The sequence below is a fragment of the Amazonocrinis nigriterrae CENA67 genome (genome assembly GCF_016056305.1).
Lineage (GTDB): Bacteria > Cyanobacteriota > Cyanobacteriia > Cyanobacteriales > Nostocaceae > Amazonocrinis > Amazonocrinis nigriterrae.
In genome coordinates, this window is sequence record NZ_JAECZC010000086.1 from 57,089 (window position 1) to 74,027 (window position 16,939).

Here is a 16,939-nt window from a genome sequence, read left to right on the forward strand (position 1 = left end):
TAAATTTTAAATTTTTTAGTAGAGCCGACTGAGTACATAGTCAGTTATGTTGATAAGTGCTTGATGAGAATCTGAAGGTGGTAAACATGCAAGATGCTCTGCTGCTAACTTGGCATGATGAGAAGCTAGTTCTCTAGCCTGTTGTATTCCTTGACTATCTTGAATTAGCGCCAGTGCTTGCTCTAAATCCCCTTCTTGGGCAAACTCTCTTTCAATCAAGACTTCCAAATATGGTTTTTCCCGTAAAGCGAATAAAACCGGAGCTGTGAGATTACCACTTTTCAGGTCAGATCCCGCTGGTTTACCCAAGGTATCTGTTGTGCTGGTGAAATCTAAAATATCATCCACAATCTGAAAAGCTAGACCAAGATGACGCCCATAGCCATACAGATGTTCAGCTGTTTCTCTTGAGACTTCACTCAGTAACCCAGCTGCTTTAGAACTGTTGGCAATTAACGAGGCGGTTTTGTAATAGCTCTTTTTCAGATAAGTTTCAATCGAAGTGCTAGCGTCAAAGCGATTCAATCCCTGCTGTATCTCCCCAGTAGCCAAATCCATAATGACTTCTGAAAGCAGTTTCACCACCTCCAAATTGTCCAGGTTAGCCAAGTACCACGAAGATTGAGCAAAGAGAAAATCTCCTGCTAGTACGGCGATGCGGTTCCCGAACAAACTATGAACAGTGGGTACACCACGTCGCATCTGTGATTCATCAACCACATCGTCATGGACTAAGCTGGCGGTGTGAATCATTTCTGTGATTTCTGCTAGGCGGCGATGACGCGGCGTAATATCTTGTTCTAACATTGTTGCCCGCGATAGCAGCAGAACAATTGCTGGTCTAATACGCTTTCCCCCAGCTCCGAATAAATGTTCGGCTGCTGCAAAGAGAATGGGGTGGCGATTTCCAACTAGCTGTTTTAGGTTATCTGCTAGTAGTTGCAGGTCTCCTTCCACAGGGGTAAACAGGGAGGTGGCTGGGGTCATGGACGGACGGACTCTGGCTTAGGTTACGAAATTTTACATATCCTATACTCATTTTAAGATAATGCTGTGCCAGCGCAAAATTTTGTTAGAGAATACTCGTCTGCTGTTAGTGGGAGATGGTTTAGAGGGGACTGGAGACTGGGGGCTAGGAAAATCTTTCCCAATCGCTAATACCACCAGTCAGGGACTTTTGCCTGCAAACAGGTAAATCAAGTTAATATAAGCTTAGTATGATGTTTTATATTTTTTTATTTTTTGAAACTAGAAACAAAGAAATTTTACTTAAGTATTTACCGTGTCTTTTTTATTAAAAGTAGTATAAACTGCTTAACATTACTTAATGTAGTATATGTAATTTGTAGCTAACTTTTGTTACTGGAAGCAATTGACTTCAGGTGTACCCATAACTAGGTAACATATGCCACTAGTATGATTTTTTGTCTTCCTCCTTCAGGTTTAGCTATTACACATCAATTGTTTTGAGTAAGACTCAGTTCTCTCAGCCATGTTTTTAGCTATCTAGAAAATTTAAAATTTAGCCTCCAAGTCAGCTAAAAATTCGGTGTGGTTATGTTACGCTAAAATATAGGAATTTTAAATCATTCAAGTATTCACCCTCCAGAGGAAAATCACTTATAAGTGAAATTACCTATGTGGTGCTACGAGTCTAAAATAACTTATCGCTGTAAATGAAAGTTAAGGAAGTAGTTCCTGGCGTTATTATGGCGGTCAAACTTCTATGGATGGAGCCATGTTTTATCCTTTCAAGGATTCGCTACAAGCTTTTAGTATGGGTTGAGCGACAAGGCAGTTTCTAATCATAGAAGTGAATTGAAAAATAGTGCAGACCGACTAGACTGCTGAAGAGCGCAGTTAAGATTTGCTGTTTGGCAATTTAACTGTGTGGGATCTATGGTCTGCAAAAGAATGAATCTAATAATGCTTTCACTGACCGAAGAGGCTTAAAACTCTACGGTGTAATTTCGCATAAGAATCTACAGCCATCAAGAATGTACTTGATTTGGTTGAGGTTCTAGTAATTCTATAAAATTTTATATTCTTCCAAGAAGGGTGCTGGTAGAAAAATGATTTACGGGAATATGCCTATGATGATTTTTATTTTAGCTAGTGGATATTTGTTCACAGTATATCTATTATTAGCATTAGCAAAGCGAACTAAGCAAAAACCTGTCTCTGGTAATTTCACGACGAAAACCAAAGAGATACATCAGCACCAGGTGGCAGTAACGCCAAAGGTGACTGAAGTAGTTAATACTCAATAGTCTAAAGTCAATAGTCAAGTATCAATATTTTGACTATTGACTTTAGACTATTAACTCATTACCCAACAAAGTCTTGTTGAAGTGGGGTAACTGCGATGTCAGGAAATAGCACAACCTCAACCATTGGGGTATGGCCTAACCAGTGTACCCCCGACTGGGCGAATTGTTGTGGACAACCGCTAACGACAAAGCGGGTTGGTAGTGGGGGGTGAGTATTGTTCAAGCCGAGCAAGTCTAACTCTTGGGCACAAGCTACCACTGTATGAACCGCTGGATCGACTAATTTAACTTGGGGTGGTAGAAGCGATCGCAGTACTGGAGCAAGCAGCGGATAATGGGTACAGCCGTAGACTAAAGTGTCAATTTCTTGCTGTAATAAAGGCTCTAGATAAGACCGTGCCACTTCAGTAGTGTAGGGTTCGTGAATGCGATTTTCCTCAACTATTGGCACAAACTCTGGACAACTGACTTGCCAGACTTGGGCGCGAGGATCAATTTCGAGAATAGCGTTTTTATAAGCATTACTTTTGGCGGTTGCTGCGGTAGCAATCACACCAATACGCTTGCCTTGCTGCACTGCTGCCTTTGCCCCTGGTAAGATGACTCCCAAAATTGGTATGTCAAATTCTTTGCGGACTATTTCTAAAGCTAGAGCAGAACTAGTGTTGCAAGCCATTACTACCATTTTAACACGCTGCTGTTGCATCCAAGTGAGGATTTCGCGTGCAAACTGTAAAATTTCTGCTTGGGAACGAATTCCGTAAGGAAGTCGGGCTGTATCTCCCAAGTAAATTATTGATTCATTGGGTAATTGTCGATAGAGTTGTCGCAATACCGTTAACCCACCCACACCACTGTCAAAAACGCCAATTGGCGCACGTTGAGGTTCTTTATCCGAAAAATCGTAAAGATTACCGTCAAAGAAGGAAGATGAATACACAGGCAGATATTGATTGAAGTTTTTTGATTTAAAATACAGAATTTAGCAGGCAATTTGCTCACTGACCACCAAATTCTGTAAATCAAAGAAGTCTATATATCACCTCTTTAATTAGCAATTTGTACTACATTTTTCGCTGAACTGCACTATTATCTTTGTCTTAAGTACTTGAGAATACCATAAGCGATCGCTTCTGCCATCTGATTTTGGTATTCTCTTGTTGCCAATCGGGGGTTATCTTCCCGACCAGTCATGTAGCCCGTTTCTACTAAAATTGATGGCATAGAACTTTTCCGCAGCACATAAAATCGAGCTTTGCGCGTTCCTCTATCCTTGAGAGTACCAATATTTTGCAGAATATTCTTGCGAACTACTTCAGCTAAAGCGTAACCACTATCGTAATAATAAACTTCTAATCCGTTGACATCAGGGCGACCATCAACCGAGTTAGCGTGGACACTGACAAACACAGTCGCATTCACTCGTTCGGCTATATCTACGCGTCCCTGAAGCTCGACAAAAAAGTCAGCATCACGTGTTAGCACTGCTTGTACGCCATTTTGCTCTAAAATAGCGGCTATTCTTTGACCAATGGGTAAGACTACATCCTTTTCTAGTAATCCACCCAAACCAGGTGCCCCGGAATCTTTACCACCATGTCCTGGGTCAATGACTACTATTAATTTCCCTCTGGGAACTGGACGGTTGGAGATTGGTTGGGATATAGAACCGGGATTTTCTGGGGTTGGGTTTGGTCGTGTCAGAGGTGGTAAAGCAATTGGAGGTGTTATGCGGGTCGGTCGCACCAATTGTAAAGCTAACAGTTGGTCGCCCACTTGATTGAGTTCCCCCACTTGCACTCCTGCCGCTGGTTGAACAAAAATATTTACCGTATCAGGTGCTTGGGATTGTAGGCGTACCCGCAAAATCGGGCTATTAGCATCAAAACTAGGGCCTGAAACTCTAGGGGCTAACTTAGCATTGGTAACGGTAATGCGGTACAAACCAGAAGATCTATCCCAGCCACCTTTAGCAGACACAGCTTGATCGGCTCGAATCACCAATTGCGTACCGTTGTTAGCCAGTTCTACCGATTCAATGGTTGCTAGTGAGTCAGTGTTAGAAGATATGGGGTTGGGGTTACTGGGATTATTATTGACAGGCGATCGCACAATCCGACCCGGGAGAACCACGAACCCACCAACACTACTTGTAGTTGCCCGCCAGTCTGGACTATTTTTGTCTACCTGTAAAGTCATGCGGACAGTTGGCTGTCTTTTTTCTAATTGCTTAAATTGAATGCGGCTGACACCATAACGATTGATAGATACATCCTTTTGTTCCAGATTTGGTGATAAAGAAGCGCCAGCAATATCAATATTTATCGTTTTCTTGTCCCGACTACGATTGACCTCAATTTGGGGATTACCACCACTTGTACGGACAAAAAATCCATCGCCAGTGATGCGTAAGTTCTCAATTTGCGCGATCGCTCCTACAGTGTTGGCAATTCTTGAGTTGTTAGTTGGTGTAACTGGGTCTGTTGTCACCACATTGTAAATATTTCTGGGCGGGACTGCTGGAGTAGATGTAACTCCAGTTTGGGGTGTAGCAGCAGTCTGTCCTAGTACTATTTCTGGGGAGGAGGCTGCTTCCTCAGTTTCTGGGTTTGGTAATTGTACAGTCCAGCGACTGCCAGTCCTAGCAGCAAATTGCACCTTTTTGGGGTCTAGGGTATAGCCAGCATTGAGTTCCACAACAATCCGGGTTGTTTGGGGGTCAAACTGCCCCACACGAATAGCCCGAATCGCTCCACCTAGCTGTTGTGTTAACTGGGGACGCCCAAATGTAGTGCCTGGCAAATCAATTACTAGACGCGTGGGATTGAATATCAGTTGTGCTTGAGGTTGAACAGCCTCGGAAGTATTAATTTCCAGACGGTTTTGATTGGGGTCAAAACGCCAAGATTCCAATTTCGCAGCCAAAGCTGGCGACGATAGTAAGAAGATAGTTCCAATAGTACTAGGTACTAACCAGCGTAATTTCACAGTCTTTTCTCCTGATTCACATTCATGGGAATCGTCGATAATTCAACATATTGGTCAATCCTCACACCGTCACTGCCCTAACTTTTGCTTTGATGAGCAAATCATAAGATGCTAGCTCCTCATGCCGACTCTGCGTTCTTTTATCAAGAACCCGTACTGCAAACAATAGCGTTCCCAAATAACTGATTGCAGAGTGCTGCGGCTGTCACTAATCAAAACTTTCGTTGCCACAAAAGAATTTTGCGCTGCTATGAAAAACACAGCTAGTGGCGTTAGATTTTAGCACGCCCCTTTGATTTTGCCATGCTGTTATGCCAATCAATCCCAATCGCTGATATTTATAATTGGCTAGAATTGGTACTGAAATTATTGCTAGCTGTAATTGATGCACTGACCGCAAAATTACTATTATTTTCAACTGGTGATGTAAAGCTGGTGACAGTTACACATTTATATTGTTCCCAAGATTAGGGGTTTGGTGTATGGAGTAGTACAAGAGATTTATGATTGTGAATTTTTCATAGTTGTCAGTGGTGTAATATTATCTTTGTAGTAACATAAGTGTAATTACTGAGGTTGATAACTAAGATTTCTCAATCAAAATTATCTTCGTCTGAGGTATTGGAGGACACCGCGAGCGATCGCTTCTGCCATTTGATTTTGGTAAGTTGTAGTTTTGAGCTTGGCAATATCCTCCCGACCAGTTAAATAACCTGTTTCCACAAGAATAGAAGGCATGGAACTTTTTCTGAGAACATAAAATCTAGCCCGTCGCACTCCCCTGTCTCTCACATTTAAACTTTGCAGAATGCTGCGATGGACAATGCGAGCTAGACCCAGACCGCTGTCATAATAATAAGTTTCCAAACCGCTGACATCAGGACGACCTGCACCTGCTGAATTAGCATGGATGCTGACAAAGACATCGGCGTTAACTTTCTCTGCCATAGCTACTCGTCCTTGAAGACTGACAAAATAGTCAGAACTGCGCGTCATCACCACTTGTACGCCATTTTGCTGTAAAATCTGTGCTACTCTTGCGCCAATGGGCAAGATGATATCCTTCTCACGTACCCCCCCAATACCGATCGCCCCAGAGTCTTTACCACCATGTCCTGGGTCAATGATCACTACTACTTTTCCTCTGGGAATTGGGCGCGTTCCTGGCTGGGGCTGGGGTGTATCCGTCGGGTTTGGTAATTGTCCTTGAATTGCAGGTAAAGGCGGTGTTCTGGGGATTGTGCCAATTCGACGAGAGCCTTGTAATTGTAATGTTAACAGTTGGTCACCTTGATTGAGTCGCCCGATTTGTACTCCCGCTGCTGGTTGCACCAAGACAACTACAGTATTGGGTTGTTGTGTTTGCAAGCGTACTCGGAGAATGGGACTATTGGCCTTGAGAGTGGGGCCTGTGACTCTGGGTTTTAACCGAGCATTGGCAATAGTAATGCGAAACAAACCAGAGGATCTATCCCAGCCACCAGTAGCAGATAAAGATTGGTCAGCTCTAATCAGCAGTTGCGTACCGTTACCACTTAGTTCTACAGACTGAATTGTTGCTGGTGAATTGCTAGGAGAAACAGGTTGTGGCTGATTGTCTTGTGAGTTAGCAGAATCATTGCTATCGGACAATGTGACAACGCGACTGGGTAGAACCACCAAACCACCACCACTATTGCTAGTTACTCGCCAGTCCGGGCTATTTTTGTCTACCCGCAAGATCAAGCGAACAGATGGTGGTCGAGTTTGCAGTTGGGTGAACTCAGCACGGTTAACACCATATTTATTAATGGGTACAGTACTTCCTGGAGGTAGTTGGGGTGCTAAAGTGGCGCTAGCGATGTCCATAAAAATAGTAGAGCGATCGCGGCTGCGAATCACTCGCACATTTGGGTTACCGCCATTGGTACGGATGAAAAATCCATCCCCCGTTACTTGTAATTTCTCAATTTGAGTTGTTGCTGTAGCGCTGACATTATTCCTGGAAAACTCCGGTTTAGTATCGGAATCTAGCGTCACGACATTGTAAACATTTCCAGGAGAAGATACTTGTTCTGCTTGTGGTTTTGGTAATTGCACAGTCCAGCGACTAGCTGTTATGCCCACAAATTGCACTTTTTTGGGGTCTAGAGTATAGCCAGGATTGAGTTCGACGACAATCCGCGTTGTTTGAGGGTCGAACTGACCCACACGGATAGTCCGCAGTCCACCACTTAACTTTTGTGTCAACTGTGGACGATTAAATGTAGTCCCTGGCAAATCAATTACCAGACGCGTGGGATTGAAGACGAGTTGTGCTTGAGGTTGAACAGCCCCCGAAGTATTAATTTCTAAGCGGTTTTGATTGGCATCAAAACGCCAAGATTCTAGTCTCCCCGCCCAAGCAGGCGACGAAACTAAGAGGATAGTTCCAATAGTACTGGGTAGTAACCAGTGTAATTTCACAGTCTGTTCTCCTGATTCACGTTCATGGGGCTGCCAATATTTCAACATCTCAAAATATTGGTAGATCGCCACACCTTCACCACTTAATCTTTGGTTTTGATATTTTCTTTGATTTTTATGTTGGTATCAAGATGCAAATAGTCGTGTAAATTGTTAGTATGCCCCTTTTAATTCTGCTTTACTAGCACTCCATAAAATTTATGCCCATATTGCATCAAATGCAACAAAAATATCACTATAATTAACCACACTCAGCCAATATTAGATAGTAATACTTGACATTGGTCAAGATTGGTATTGAGTATTTTAATGATGGGCAATCGAGATTGTGGGTCAAAAATTTCAACTACTTTCAACTGATATGTTAATTGCAGGTACTAATTTTTAATTCCTGAAAAAATGTGTCGTTTGAGACTAAAAGATTGAGTATGACTGGCAAGAAATAACATTGCTGATGCTAATACGAATGAGACAAAAACTAATTCAGGGACGGAGATTTGAAGATAGAAGTTTCCATTGATTATGGCAAAATTTTTTAGGGCTTTCACCTTCGTGTCTTAGTGCCTTAGTGGTTCCCTAGTCAATTTTTTAACCACCCTTCGGGTTCGGCAGTTCCTTATGGGGGAAACCCCCAAGATCGGACTGCCTCACCAAGACACTAAGTCACTAAGAAAAATGCTTGAGTGTAATTAACAACTTCAAGCGGTTGTTTTTAGTTGTTGGAGTTCCCTAAACCATGATTAATTATCTGGTGAATCGGGTATGGCTTCTTTATTCCCCCCATCATTTGAGACTGACAATATCGATTGAGGTGATTCTATTGCGATCGCTGTTCCAGACGCACCGTCTAAAATCAATTTCTCTGAATCTTGTGTCACGTTGTCTGATTCTGGAAATACAAAACGTAATCCCGGAGGTGCTAAAAAGGTTGTGAGAATAACCATCATGATAATTGCTGCCCCTAGTGGTTTAGAGAGAACACCGCTAGCAGCACCAACACCAGCAAACACTAACCCGACTTCACCCCTAGGAATCATCCCCACACCAATTGCTAACCTGTTAATACCAGGTTGACCAAATACACTCAAACCTGTAACCACTTTACCGATAATGGCTACTGCAATCAGGAAAGATGCCATAATCAGTCCTTCGCGATTTTCGGGAATTGCTGGGTTCAAAACTCCTAAATCGGTTTTTGCGCCAACAGTCACAAAGAAAATCGGCACCAGCATATCAGCAATGGGGACAACTTGCTTTTGCAGTTCTTTGCGCTTATCGGTTTCTTCTAAGACTAAACCTGCTGCAAAAGCGCCCAAAATCGCTTCTAACTGAATAACTGCAGCAAAGTATGCCATAACAAAAGCGAAAATGAATGCTGGGATTACCAGTTCGCCGCGTGTCTTGAGTTGATCAGCGATCGCGACAAAGGTTTTGTTGAAGACATTCCCTAGCACAATCGCACCCAAAAGAAAACTACTGGCACTGATGATCAAATAAATGACTTTGCCTACATCTACAGTGCCTTCTTTCGCTAAGCTGGCGACTACTGCTAAGACGATGATTCCTAACACATCGTCAATCACAGCAGCACCCAGAATAATTTGCCCTTCTTTAGAATTGAGCTTGCCGATTTCTGACAATACCTTGGAAGTAATACCAATACTAGTTGCAGTCAAAGCCGCCCCAGCAAAAATAGCAGGTACAGCACTAACACCAAACAAAGTCATTAACCCGACGGTTCCTGCTGCAAAGGGTACTGTCACTCCTACTACTGCAACAATGGTGGCTTGGATACCAACTGCCATTAAGTCCTTTAAGTTGGACTCCAAACCAATTTCAAACAGCAAAATAATCACACCCAGTTCTGCCAAGACAGAAACCACCTCTGATTGTGCTGCAAATACTGCTGGAGTCGCTTGGGGACTTAAACCCGCAGTCATTTGCAAAAAGCTCATAATCAAAGAGTTGGAACTGTCTGCACCACCTTCTGGAAATACCAACAGATGCAAAACAGAAATGCCGACTACAACACCACCCACAAGTTCGCCTAAGACAGGTGGTAAACCCACTAGGTTGGATAACTCCCCACCAACTTTACTGGCTAGGTAAATTACCACTAAACTGAGCAGCACTGCTGCTATTACCATCGAACTATCTGCCGCTGTTGTGCTGGCCAGTAAGGGAAAATAGAAGTTGATTTCACCTAAAAACTGCATTTGTTTTGCGAAAATTCTTCTCTTTAATTTTTACTCCTTTGGGGAAAGCAACTATTTAGAGATTTCCTTTAATTTAATTTGTGCCACTTGTCAAATCGCTCAGACGTTGCCAGTAAAAGTCAGATACTGGAACTACAGAAAGCCTGGGGAGTCGCAGCAAGTCAAAGTCTGTGAATTTGCCGTCCTGCTTAATTTGGGCTAGGGTGATGGGCAAAGAGACTCTTCGTAATGCTCGCACATCCACAACTACCAGTTTAGCGTCATTGAATTTAGGATCGGCATAAGGTTGACTGGTGACTTCTGCCACACCTACAATTTGTCGTTCTTTACCAGTGTGATAAATAAATGCCAAGTCGCCAGGGAGCATTGTACGTAGGTGTTTAAGAGCTAAGGCATTATTCACTCCATCCCATACTGTACTACCATCCCGTTCTAAATCAAAATATGAATAATCTTCTGGTTCAGTTTTCAGCAGCCAATACGCCATAACAAAATTTCTTTAAGGGGCTGACAAGTAAAAAAATATCCCATTGTTTACAGTCAACAGTCAATAGTCAATAGTCATCAGTCATCAGCCAGAATAATTGCTTTATTAAAGTTTCCCAAGTCTTGATGCAATTTTTTAGTTTCCAAAAATGTAACCATTGCCACTTTTGACTATGGAAATGCCAAAGTAGGAACATACAAATCGTATCTATCAATTGCATTTGAGTGCTGCAAATCTTGTGGTGGTTGTTGACTGTTAACAGTTGACAGTTAACTAAGGATTGCTAGATACGTTTTATTAAAAGCATCTGTAGATATTTTCAGAGGAGTGTAAATTTTATGTATAGAGCCGCTTTATCTGGTTCTCGGTTTCATGCTGGGAATTTGTGGAAAACTTTACCCTTAGCTTTGCTACTATTTGTCACTTTTGGTCAGCCTGGATTCGCTGAGGAAAAAGCACAATTGTGGCGTACCCTTACTGTTAGCGGTCGTGGAACAGAATCAATTCCTACAACTTTATCGGAAGTTAGTTTAGGAGTTGAAGTGCAGGCTAAAACGGCACAGGAAGCACAGCAAGAAGCAGCCCGTAGGTCATCGGCTGTGGTAGCTTTACTCAAAAGTCGAAATGTGGAGAAATTACAAACTACAGGCATCCGCCTCAACCCAGTTTATAGCTATACCAATAATGTGCAGCGAATTACTGGCTATACTGCTAGCAACACTGTGAGTTTTCGGATTGTTACAGAGAAAGCTGGCACTTTGTTAGATGAAGCGGTGAAAGCGGGTGCAACACAAATTAACAGCGTTAATTTTATCGCTACTGATGAGGCGATCGCAAAAGCTCGCCAACAAGCGCTCAAAGAAGCTACCCAAGACGCCCGACAACAAGCTGATGCTGTTTTTAGTGCCCTCGGTTTCCAACCCAAAGAAGTGGTCAGTATTAAAGTTGATAATGCCAATGCGCCTCCACCACCTGTTTTGTATCGGGCTGAAGCTGCCAAATTAGCTAATCAAGATGCTTCCACCCCTGTGGTTGGTGGTGAACAACAGGTAGAAGCATCGGTGACGTTGCAAATTAGTTATTAGTTATTAGTCAGTAGTTAGTGGTCAGTGGTCAGCAGCAAAAAAACAACTAACAACTGACAACTAACAACTGACTACTGACAACCAACCAATTAAAAATTGTCTGGGGAGAAATCTCCGCCGCCTTCTCCATCACGCTTGGAACCTAATAACTCTAGCTGATCTACTCTAATAATTGGGGTAGATCGGTTTGCTCCTGTTTGGCGATCGCTCCATGTGTCAAACTTTAAGGAACCTTTAACTCCAATTAGGCTGCCTTTTCGCACGTAATTGCCTGCCACCTCTGCTGTCTTGTCCCATAGTTCTAAAGTGAACCAGTCAGGTTCATCACTGTTACGTGTTCTTCTTTTAACAGCTAGTGTTAATCTACACTTGACACTACCAGACTCAAAATATTTAATATCCGGGTCGCCGCCTACACGACCAACGAGAGTGACTATATTAATGCTCATGGGCGTTACCTTTTAGTACTTACGTACTCATTAATGCTGATTTTCATCATAGCGAATTGTGAAGATATTGAAAATGTGTTAAAAACTTAACAACCTGATTGAGTATATAAATGTTAAAGATTACTTGACAAAATTATAAAACTATACGGATATACTGAATTAGTTAAAAAATATCAAAAACATAGATGCTTAGTATCTAGCAAGAATTACCAAAAGTTCAATAAAATAGCCTAGTTGGCTGGACTGAACATAAAAAACGTAATAAAATCCAGCACGATCAACACCAACAGTTGTAGTCAAAAAGTTATCACAAGTAGGGAGCGTAGAGACGCGTGGGTCTTTTCAGGAACTTTCGCTCATCGTGGGATATGGGTATCGACCTCGGTACTGCCAATACCCTCGTTTATGTATCTGGTAAGGGTATTGTACTTCAAGAGCCTTCTGTAGTTGCTATCGATCAAAACGAAAAGGTAGCACTAGCAGTGGGAGAAGATGCCAAAAAAATGCTCGGTCGCACACCTGGTAATGTGATTGCCCTACGCCCTTTGCGTGATGGTGTAATCGCTGACTTTGATACAGCTGAACTAATGCTGAAAAGCTTTATTCAGCGAGTCAATGAGGGCAGATCCCTAATTTTACCAAGGATTGTGATTGGTATCCCCAGCGGTGTCACTGGTGTAGAAAGGCGGGCTGTGATGGATGCAGCAGCTCAAGCTGGGGCAAGAGAAGTGTATTTAATCGATGAACCAGTAGCAGCAGCAATTGGTGCAGGGCTACCAGTTGCCGAACCCACTGGTAACATGATTATCGATATTGGTGGCGGTACAACAGAAGTTGCTGTGCTGAGTCTCCAGGGTACAGTAATTAGTGAATCAGTACGTATTGCTGGAGATGAACTGACTGAATCAATCATCATGTATATGAAAAAAGTTCATAATTTGGTGATTGGAGAACGTACTGCCGAGGAAATCAAAATTCGCATTGGTTCTGCTTATCCCACTAACGATGATGGTGAAGCCATGATGGAAGTACGAGGCTTACACCTGCTTTCTGGTCTACCACGTACTGTCACTCTCAAAGGGCCAGAAATTCGTGAAAGTATGTTGGAACCGCTATCAGTAATCATTGAAGCTGTGAAGCGGACACTGGAACGCACGCCTCCAGAGTTGGCAGCAGATATTATTGACAGGGGCATCATGCTGGCTGGTGGTGGTGCTTTGCTCAAAGGCATAGATACCTTAATTAGCCATGAAACAGGCATTGTTACCCACATAGCCGCCGATCCCCTCAGTTGTGTTGTGCTGGGAACAGGTCGTGTGTTGGAAAACTTCAAACAGCTGGAACGGGTTTTCAGCGGGCGTTCTCGCAACATGTAGAAAAAAATATCAGATATTGGGTTCTATTTGGTTTTAATTTGGGTTCTATATAAGTAGAATCCAATATCTTCATGAAGTTATAAAAAATAGGTATAGATGGTTACTCTTCGTCGTTGGTGGGATCGGAAAGCTTTACAAGTCGGCTTGCTAGCTTTATTAGTAGGTGGTGCATGGATGCTGCGGCAGACCCAAGGTAAGTTACTGCTGGAAGTTTACCAAGTGATTACCAGTCCTTTGCAAATGTTGCAGACAGGCCCAAGTCCAGAAGAACGTCTCAAAGATGCTCGGTTCTTGGAGTTGCAAACGCGCATAGCAGACCTGGAAAGTCAAAATCAAAAACTCAAAGATTTATTAGGCTACGTTGAGAAACAGCCACTTGCATCACGCCCAATTCTAGCGCGGGTGGTGGGACGCAGTGCTGACCACTGGTGGCAGCAAGTCACTCTCAATCGTGGTTCCAACGCAGGAATTCAAGAAGGCTTTGTTGTCAAGGCTGAGGGCGGATTAGTGGGTTTGGTTGAAAGTGTAACTTCCAATACCAGCCGCGTGTTGTTAATCAGTGACCTCAAAAGTCAAGTGGGCGTAACCATTAGCCGAACTTCAGCCAAAGGAGTTTTGCGGGGAGATTCTTCTGCGGAAGCTGTATTGGAGTTTTATGAAAAAGTTCCAAATGTGAAAGTAGGAGATTTAGTTTCCACATCTACCTATAGTCAGAAATTTCCTGCGGGCTTGGCAGTCGGACGGATCAAGTCCTTAGATTTAAAGAAACTGCCAGCATCAGTAGCAAAAGTAGAGTTGTTCCCGCCGATTAGATCGCTTGATTGGGTAGCTGTATATCCAAAGCCAACAAACCAGGAACAAGCAAGCGAAGATCCGCAAAAGTCTAATTAAATTCTCTCAAATCTCTCAAAACAATGAAGATGCCTTCATTTGGTGGTAGTAGGTCAAAAAAGCCAAAATCGTCACAGCGAAAATCCCAAATTACAAATCAGCCTCTTGCTCTTTGGCATCCTCGTATACGTCAGTTGCTAGATTGGGCAGTAACAGTTGGCTCAGTACTGTTATGTTTAATGCTGTTGCCAACACGCTTTCCAGGTATGGAATTATTGGGAATAGGCCCTAATTGGCTGTTAATTTGGGTAGTAGCTTGGAGTGTCAAGCGCACAGTTTGGGAAGGATTATTAGCAGGTGTTGTGCTGGGGCTACTTCAAGATGCCATGACATCACCTAACCCCACTCATGCTGTAACTCTAGGGCTGGTGGGAGTTTTAACAGCATTAACTCAAAAGCAGCGTTTTATCCAAGAAGATTTTATTTCCATTGCTTTAATTGCCTTTGTGATGGCAATTTTGGCAGAAACGATCTTTGGCTTGCAATTGACTTTAATGGGCGATCGCAAAGTAGAAGACATCTGGGCATATTATCAACGAGTAGCCCTTGCTTCTGCCATTCTTAGTAGTCTTTGGGCACCTGTAGTGTATTATCCCTTGAATCGCTGGTGGCAAAAGATGAAACTGTTAGAGCAGTAGTTGTGGTGTTGGAGTATGGGGACTGGCGACTGAGGAACTCGGGGCCCCCACGACCTATGGGAGGAGCCACTGCGTTGGACGGGTTTCCCGGCTTGTACCGCTAAAGCGGAACCCGCAGGGTAGCAAGTGGCGTTGGGGATTAGGGGCAATGGGGATTAGGAAAATTTGCCCTCTTCGGTTCTATTTCTCTGTCCGTTTCCTTTTTCCCAGTCTCCGTGCGGAGTGTGGATAGTGTGTGTGAATAATTTGAAAATATCAACCTTACGGAATAGGTGAGGGGTTGCAGGCACAGCCTTTGACCCTCACTGTTAAATTTTTTGGGAATTTAGATAATTCTGGGCAATATTGATTCAAGCTAGAGTTTATTAACAGTTCTACGCTAAAAATGGGATGGAATTTTTAGTCTCAGACTATGTTTTGAGATTAATTTTACTTGCGTGTTACACGTCGCATTGTATCTTTACAGATGCCTTTCCTAGCTTTAATTCACGCTTATCTGATAATATCGACTCGATATCATAATACCATTAATAAAAATTAAAGTTTTTTCTTGGCAATTTCACACCAAATATAAAACATACTACAAAATAATTTTGAGCTACTAGCTCTCATGCTTCCCGTAATTTTTTCTCTGTTAGCCTATAACCAACAATAGCACCTGAATATTACTGTTTAACTATCACGATAAAAATAGCTAGCGTGCAAAATATTTACAGTATTGCCCAAAATTATGGATAATTTCCCAGTGGTTGCTCAATCAGATGCAGACCTACCCAATTACACTCACAAACATAAGCTCTTAGTGCAGTCGGCAGTTGAATCTGATTCACAAGCGAAGGCTAGGGTAGGAAGTGACTTTGACGTTCGCATGATGCGGCGGTGTTTAGAACTTGCCCGCTGTGCTTTGGGACGTACTTCACCTAATCCGCTGGTGGGGGCGGTAGTTGTCAAAGATGGGGAGATTGTGGGGGAAGGGTTTCATCCCCGTGCAGGAGAGCCTCATGCAGAAGTTTTTGCTTTGAGAGCAGCAGGCGATCGCGCTCGTGGTGCTACAGTCTATGTCAGTCTAGAACCCTGCAATCATTACGGACGCACTCCCCCTTGTTCAGAAGGTTTGATAGCCGCTGGTGTGGCTAAGGTGGTAGTGGGCATGGTTGACCCTAATCCCCTGGTAGCCGGAGGTGGCATTGCCCGTTTACGGGCGGCTGGGATAGAAGTTGTAGTGGGTGTGGAAACTGAGGCCTGCCAACAACTAAACGAAGGTTTTGTCCATCGTATTCTCTACAAACGACCTTTGGGCATTTTGAAATATGCCATGACTTTAGATGGCAAAATTGCTACTACATCTGGTCATAGTGCTTGGGTGACAAACCAAGATGCCCGTGGTGAAGTTCATCAACTACGGGCAGCTTGTGATGCTGTAATTGTAGGTGGTAATACTGTCAGGCTGGATAATCCTCATTTAACCAGTCATCAAATGGAAGCGCATAATCCTTTGCGGGTAGTGATGAGCCGCCATCTCAACTTACCTGAGGATGCTCGTCTTTGGCAAACTGCACAAGCCCCTACTTTGGTGTTGACAGAGGTGGGAGCTAACCCTGATTTTCAAAAATTCTTGCTCAAACAGGGAGTAGAAGTAGTGGAATTAACATCACTCACTCCAGATCAGGCAATGGCTCACTTATACGAGCGGGGTTTTTGTAGTGTGCTGTGGGAGTGTGGTGGTACATTAACTGCTAGTGCGATCGCTCAGGGAGCAGTACAAAAAATCCTTGCCTTTATTGCTCCAAAAATCATTGGTGGTAGTCATGCTCCCACACCTGTGGGTGACTTAGGTTTTACCAATATGACCGAGGCCATCGCCCTAGAACGTGTCCGTTGGCGTGTGGTAGGTTCTGATTGCTTAGTTGAAGGTTATTTACCCCAAATCAAGCAATAGGCAATAGTCAATAGGCTGTTACACATAAAAGATTGCATATCTAATTAGCGTTGAACGCCAGTTGCTACAACGGAGAGAACCTCAACGGACAGTTCGCTCAAGTCGGGAAACCCGCCCACGCGACTGTCCTCCGCAACGCACTGGCTCCTGATGAC

Annotated in this window: 13 protein-coding genes; 6 read left to right on the top strand and 7 right to left on the bottom strand. The window is 43.2% G+C overall.

Annotated features, from left to right (window positions below; genetic code table 11):
- Positions 1 to 15 precede the first annotated feature (15 nt).
- On the bottom strand, positions 16 to 987 hold the full coding sequence (gene sds / locus I8748_RS28760) for a solanesyl diphosphate synthase (RefSeq protein WP_198127911.1): 972 nt from the start codon (positions 985 to 987) through the stop codon (positions 16 to 18).
- A gap of 1,085 nt (positions 988 to 2,072) precedes the next feature.
- On the opposite strand from sds, the gene I8748_RS28765 reads away from it, so the two are divergent.
- On the top strand, positions 2,073 to 2,270 hold the full coding sequence (locus I8748_RS28765) for a hypothetical protein (protein ID WP_198127912.1): 198 nt from the start codon (positions 2,073 to 2,075) through the stop codon (positions 2,268 to 2,270).
- A gap of 58 nt (positions 2,271 to 2,328) precedes the next feature.
- Here I8748_RS28765 and murI read toward each other — a convergent pair whose 3' ends face one another.
- The 5 genes from murI to I8748_RS28790 form a co-directional block, all read right to left on the bottom strand.
- Positions 2,329 to 3,210 (bottom strand): glutamate racemase, encoded by an 882-nt coding sequence (gene murI, locus I8748_RS28770; RefSeq protein WP_198127913.1) that lies wholly within the window; start codon positions 3,208 to 3,210, stop codon positions 2,329 to 2,331.
- Positions 3,211 to 3,359: 149 nt separating this feature from the next.
- The gene (locus I8748_RS28775; RefSeq protein WP_198127914.1) at positions 3,360 to 5,258 is read right to left on the bottom strand and encodes an N-acetylmuramoyl-L-alanine amidase; all 1,899 of its coding nucleotides are present in this window, start codon (positions 5,256 to 5,258) and stop codon (positions 3,360 to 3,362) included.
- Between the two features lie 603 nt (positions 5,259 to 5,861).
- Positions 5,862 to 7,703 (bottom strand): N-acetylmuramoyl-L-alanine amidase, encoded by a 1,842-nt coding sequence (locus I8748_RS28780; protein WP_198128056.1) that lies wholly within the window; start codon positions 7,701 to 7,703, stop codon positions 5,862 to 5,864.
- A 740-nt stretch (positions 7,704 to 8,443) separates the two neighbouring features.
- Positions 8,444 to 9,919, bottom strand: a complete 1,476-nt coding sequence (locus I8748_RS28785; protein WP_198127915.1) for a cation:proton antiporter — start codon at positions 9,917 to 9,919, stop codon at positions 8,444 to 8,446.
- Between the two features lie 73 nt (positions 9,920 to 9,992).
- Complete coding sequence (locus tag I8748_RS28790; protein ID WP_198127916.1) at positions 9,993 to 10,406, bottom strand: EVE domain-containing protein; 414 nt, start codon at positions 10,404 to 10,406, stop codon at positions 9,993 to 9,995.
- A 338-nt stretch (positions 10,407 to 10,744) separates the two neighbouring features.
- Between I8748_RS28790 and I8748_RS28795 the strand changes: the two genes are divergently transcribed.
- Positions 10,745 to 11,491 carry an SIMPL domain-containing protein gene (locus I8748_RS28795; protein WP_198127917.1) on the top strand — a complete coding sequence of 249 codons (747 nt, stop codon included), beginning with the start codon at positions 10,745 to 10,747 and terminating at the stop codon, positions 11,489 to 11,491.
- 89 nt (positions 11,492 to 11,580) lie between these two features.
- On the opposite strand, the gene I8748_RS28800 is transcribed toward I8748_RS28795, so the two are convergent.
- Positions 11,581 to 11,940: a single-stranded DNA-binding protein gene (locus I8748_RS28800; protein WP_198127918.1), complete on the bottom strand. Its 360-nt coding sequence runs from the start codon at positions 11,938 to 11,940 to the stop codon at positions 11,581 to 11,583.
- Positions 11,941 to 12,308: 368 nt separating this feature from the next.
- On the opposite strand from I8748_RS28800, the gene I8748_RS28805 reads away from it, so the two are divergent.
- The 4 genes from I8748_RS28805 to ribD all read left to right on the top strand — a co-directional run bounded on the left by I8748_RS28805 (position 12,309) and on the right by ribD (position 16,784).
- Positions 12,309 to 13,316: a rod shape-determining protein gene (locus tag I8748_RS28805; RefSeq protein ID WP_096558828.1), complete on the top strand. Its 1,008-nt coding sequence runs from the start codon at positions 12,309 to 12,311 to the stop codon at positions 13,314 to 13,316.
- Positions 13,317 to 13,412: 96 nt separating this feature from the next.
- Positions 13,413 to 14,207 carry a rod shape-determining protein MreC gene (mreC, locus tag I8748_RS28810; protein WP_198127919.1) on the top strand — a complete coding sequence of 265 codons (795 nt, stop codon included), beginning with the start codon at positions 13,413 to 13,415 and terminating at the stop codon, positions 14,205 to 14,207.
- Positions 14,208 to 14,230: 23 nt separating this feature from the next.
- The gene (mreD, locus tag I8748_RS28815) at positions 14,231 to 14,845 is read left to right on the top strand and encodes a rod shape-determining protein MreD (RefSeq protein WP_198127920.1); all 615 of its coding nucleotides are present in this window, start codon (positions 14,231 to 14,233) and stop codon (positions 14,843 to 14,845) included.
- Between the two features lie 730 nt (positions 14,846 to 15,575).
- Entirely contained in the window at positions 15,576 to 16,784 is a 1,209-nt protein-coding gene (ribD, locus tag I8748_RS28820; protein ID WP_198127921.1) for a bifunctional diaminohydroxyphosphoribosylaminopyrimidine deaminase/5-amino-6-(5-phosphoribosylamino)uracil reductase RibD, read from the top strand.
- The last annotated feature ends 155 nt before the right edge of the window (positions 16,785 to 16,939 follow it).

Bases quoted from the DNA above. Each gene is read 5' to 3' on its own strand.
- sds (WP_198127911.1), bottom strand. From the start codon at position 987: ATGACCCCAGCCACCTCCCTGTTTACCCCTGTGGAAGGAGACCTGCAA.
- I8748_RS28765 (WP_198127912.1), top strand. From the start codon at position 2,073: ATGATTTACGGGAATATGCCTATGATGATTTTTATTTTAGCTAGTGGA.
- I8748_RS28785 (WP_198127915.1), bottom strand. From the start codon at position 9,919: ATGCAGTTTTTAGGTGAAATCAACTTCTATTTTCCCTTACTGGCCAGC.
- I8748_RS28790 (WP_198127916.1), bottom strand. From the start codon at position 10,406: ATGGCGTATTGGCTGCTGAAAACTGAACCAGAAGATTATTCATATTTT.
- I8748_RS28795 (WP_198127917.1), top strand. From the start codon at position 10,745: ATGTATAGAGCCGCTTTATCTGGTTCTCGGTTTCATGCTGGGAATTTG.
- I8748_RS28800 (WP_198127918.1), bottom strand. From the start codon at position 11,940: ATGAGCATTAATATAGTCACTCTCGTTGGTCGTGTAGGCGGCGACCCG.
- I8748_RS28805 (WP_096558828.1), top strand. From the start codon at position 12,309: ATGGGTATCGACCTCGGTACTGCCAATACCCTCGTTTATGTATCTGGT.
- mreC (WP_198127919.1), top strand. From the start codon at position 13,413: ATGGTTACTCTTCGTCGTTGGTGGGATCGGAAAGCTTTACAAGTCGGC.
- mreD (WP_198127920.1), top strand. From the start codon at position 14,231: ATGAAGATGCCTTCATTTGGTGGTAGTAGGTCAAAAAAGCCAAAATCG.
- ribD (WP_198127921.1), top strand. From the start codon at position 15,576: ATGGATAATTTCCCAGTGGTTGCTCAATCAGATGCAGACCTACCCAAT.